This window comes from Enterobacter cloacae complex sp. GYL001 (assembly GCF_049237125.1).
Taxonomy (GTDB): Bacteria; Pseudomonadota; Gammaproteobacteria; order Enterobacterales; family Enterobacteriaceae; genus Enterobacter; species Enterobacter hormaechei_C.
Genome location: NZ_JBMKGW010000061.1, coordinates 1 through 893 on the forward strand (window position 1 = coordinate 1; position 893 = coordinate 893).

The 893-nt window shown below is 45.1% G+C and carries 2 pseudogenes; one reads left to right on the forward strand and one right to left on the reverse strand.

The features are described from left to right. Window positions 1-370, forward strand: a pseudogene (locus ACOTWU_RS25255) (hypothetical protein); the annotation flags it as partial. Between the two features lie 156 nt (window positions 371-526). On the opposite strand, the pseudogene ACOTWU_RS25260 reads toward ACOTWU_RS25255, so the two are convergent. Next, a pseudogene (locus ACOTWU_RS25260) lies at window positions 527-893 on the reverse strand (hypothetical protein); the annotation flags it as partial.

Consider the following 893-nt stretch of genomic DNA (forward strand, 5'->3'; position numbering starts at 1 on the left):
CTGTCAATCCGGTGTGTGGAAGGGTACAGGCATAACCGAGGGTAATTACACTGTTCTCGGGACATTTAAAGGTTCTTACTCCGGTACGAATAATACAGGAAAGCAATATCGCCTGTACGTAACAGGCGGCAATCCACCTAGCAAAAAAATCAACTATGGAGATGCTGATAACTGCGTTAATACATACTCGCTCGTCGCTGAAGTTGGGGGGCTGTACGTTGCAAGAGATTTAAATGGCAACTCTCAGTGGCAAAAATCAGGGACAGTGAACTTTGAAGTCCCGGATGGGTCTTCATTTTCTATTGTCTCAAATGGAATGATGTCTTACGGCTGTGACTACGGATCGTTCACTGTCTTTCGTTTCCAATAACCTTGACAGTCTGATATGAGAAATGTGCTGGTTGTGTAACGTGTTGCAGATTATTTACCTGTACTCTGTCGTCTTAGCTTACCAACAGTCAAACTCCACAACTCTGAATGTTAGTGGGATTTAGCGATAAATAACGGCAGTTAAGCAGCCTTTTGATCAGTGGTAGGTGACGAGATTGAAACTCCCAGGTGAGCATCCGTAAGAGGGTAAGGGGTTTGACGTTACACTAAACGTCGATCCCGCTGGGATAATGAAGTTTATAGTTCCGGATTTACTCCAATCTGAGTTAGCGGTACCAGCCGATGTAATGATACGTCCGTCAACCATACCTTTAAGATCCCATGTATTACGGCAATTGTCACCGTCTTTAATTCCTCTATCTATAGTGGAAACGCCGCCGGAAGCGTAAACCGTCATCGGGCGGCCAGTATCGTTAACCGATGTGTAAGTGGAAACAAATGCCCCTAGCGAAGAGTAACTACCGTTATAAATGGAGCCGGAAATCCACACACCGGATTGACAG